Source organism: Ectobacillus sp., from assembly GCF_056992975.1.
In genome coordinates, this window is record NZ_JBXKMX010000157.1 from 1 (window position 1) to 2,224 (window position 2,224).

At 37.7% G+C, this 2,224-nt stretch carries 6 protein-coding genes; 3 read left to right on the plus strand and 3 right to left on the minus strand.

The annotated features are described in order from the left end of the window. Positions 1-144, plus strand: coding sequence for a DUF1659 domain-containing protein (locus tag AC11ZT_RS07370; protein WP_484058983.1), 144 nt, complete (start codon positions 1-3; stop codon positions 142-144). Positions 145-178: 34 nt separating this feature from the next. After that, the gene (locus tag AC11ZT_RS07375) at positions 179-394 is read left to right on the plus strand and encodes a DUF2922 domain-containing protein (protein WP_484058979.1); all 216 of its coding nucleotides are present in this window, start codon (positions 179-181) and stop codon (positions 392-394) included. 32 nt (positions 395-426) lie between these two features. Here the strand turns inward: AC11ZT_RS07375 and AC11ZT_RS07380 are convergent, their stop codons facing one another. The 3 genes from AC11ZT_RS07380 to AC11ZT_RS07390 form a co-directional block, all read right to left on the minus strand. Next, positions 427-804, minus strand: coding sequence for a DUF4359 domain-containing protein (locus AC11ZT_RS07380; RefSeq protein WP_484058980.1), 378 nt, complete (start codon positions 802-804; stop codon positions 427-429). An 84-nt stretch (positions 805-888) separates the two neighbouring features. Then, positions 889-1,338, minus strand: a complete 450-nt coding sequence (locus AC11ZT_RS07385; protein WP_484058984.1) for a DoxX family membrane protein — start codon at positions 1,336-1,338, stop codon at positions 889-891. A 188-nt stretch (positions 1,339-1,526) separates the two neighbouring features. Beyond that, positions 1,527-1,694: a hypothetical protein gene (locus AC11ZT_RS07390; protein WP_484058981.1), complete on the minus strand. Its 168-nt coding sequence runs from the start codon at positions 1,692-1,694 to the stop codon at positions 1,527-1,529. A 336-nt stretch (positions 1,695-2,030) separates the two neighbouring features. On the opposite strand from AC11ZT_RS07390, the gene AC11ZT_RS07395 reads away from it, so the two are divergent. Beyond that, positions 2,031-2,224 (plus strand): competence protein ComK (locus AC11ZT_RS07395; RefSeq protein ID WP_484058982.1); only part of this gene is annotated, 194 nt, incomplete at its 3' end.

Genomic DNA, 2,224 nt, shown 5'->3' on the forward strand with positions numbered 1-2,224 from the left:
ATGAAGAACAAGGTGTATCGGTTCGTGAAGGTTGACGCTCCGGCAGATAAGGTGCTTACAGTTGCAACAGCGTTAGCATCACTTCAAGATTTTCCACTTGATGGCGTACAAACGATTAGTACAGCAGATGTAATCCAGCTGTAAAAAGAGCTTAGCTACAAAAAGGAGGTGAAACCGCATGATCGTTCTTGAACTGCAATTTTTAAAGGAAGACGGAAAAGTCGTAACATTCACAGTCGATCAACCAACCACGCCAGTTGATAAGGTAAAAGTCAATACAGTAATGGACACCATCTTGACATCCGATGTATTCCGCCATCTTGGCGCAAATGCCCGCAAGAAAGGCGCACGTCTAATCGAACGTACGATTAATGATGTCAATATTCTAGCCTAATGGAAAAGGAGCTGCCTCGGCAGCTCCTTTTTTCATTTCGGCGCAGACAACAGAAAGAACTGATTCGCGATTCCGAGTGTGACGTATGTATACGTTTTTCCAGCAATGGTGTATTCAGTCGTGAATACAGACCAGAGTGCATAATCCGTTCTTGTCGTATACATCGCAAGCAAATGACCAATCTGCGGTTGTACAACCTTTTCCGTTAGCTGCTTGCCCATCTTTGCCAGCTCACCCCATACACTGTTTGGATCCTCAGTAGCCGTTTTTTCAAGCGACTGGTGAAAGGAGCTATTTTGCACAAATTGCTGGGAAGCCCATGCAACATATTTCTCTTGCGTGGGGTTGCTACTTCCGAAATAAAACACAACTGCCAAAAGCAAAGCAATGAACAACAATTTGCGTATCATAAGCTACCCCTTCCTATGTTTCCTATAAAATAAACATATGAAAGAAGCCCCAAAAATAAAACAAGCAGCTGCCCTCGCAACTGCTTACATCGAATTGGAATTATGAATTCTTTTTTTCACGTTCCCAATAATCCAACCGTCGACGCCAATTCTACCAGCATTCTCTCTCGTTTTTAATAAAAATAGAGATAACAAAATCATTTGTGGATTGGTCATAAGAGAACCAGATAATAAATACATAAAATTAAAAGTAAGTGCAATATACAAAGCGCGGCGTGTAAACGTGCCACTAATTAAAGCAATCCCAACAAATAATTCCGAAACCGGAACGAGGTAGTTAATCACATCAACGTTCGGTAAAAAGAACGTTTTCACGAAAAAAGCCCACCAATTTTGCACCGCAGCATCCATACCCGTAAGTTTCGCTTTCTCTACGGCACCCTTCAAAAATACAGTTGCATCAAACGTTTTACTCGATATCTTTCCCGATCCCTGCAGCATCCAAGTAATGCCCAAATATAGCCGAATAATCATTAGAAAAAAAGCAATCTTCCCATTCTTTTGTAGAAAATCCTTCACCCGGAAATCCACCCCCATAGTCTATTATCTTTATGGTAGGAAAGAATATCACATGAGTCAATGGATTCTGCAAAAAATGTCGTCTACGCATAACTTACAAAGAACCCTTACACCTACGAATTCTACTACCGATTTCAACTACTTTACATTACCAATTGTGTCTGAACGGAACTAGGAGCAGCATTCACTGTATCTGAATGTACTTTTTGTTTAAAATACGTGTTTCCTACTACAATGGCAATCACAGCAGCAACCACAATGACAGCAGCAATAATATTAAACATCATTTGTTTTCTCTTATCATTCACCATCTTCACTCCTCTCCTTTCATTACATAGTTATAATAGCAAGATTTGAAATAATATACAAAAGTAATTAATTTTTGAAACTATGGTCATATTATACTATTTCATCTGTTCTTTTTAAAGAACCAAATAGTAAAATAATAGAATTTAAGTATATTTTAATTATACTAGGATATTTAGGAAATACAATCTATTTATTGTCAAAAAATCGTCAAATATTTTATAAAATATTACTATTCAAACAAAGATTTACAAATTAATCCATTAAATTTATATCCCCTTAATATATAGTGAATATTTTCCATTTAAAATAGTTTTAAACCCGATAAAGGAGGACAAAGTGTGAACCAGCATTTCATTACTGGCAATACAATGGCATTGCAGCATTTCGCTCATTCTCATTACAAAACAAGGCTTTGGGATACAAATGGTGTATTCTATTCCACCTTGACGTGCACGGAATTGCTAAATGAAGCTTGTCTTCGTACAGGGACTAGCTTCCAAGGAAAGCGAGAAGCAATCAAAACACTTCTTTC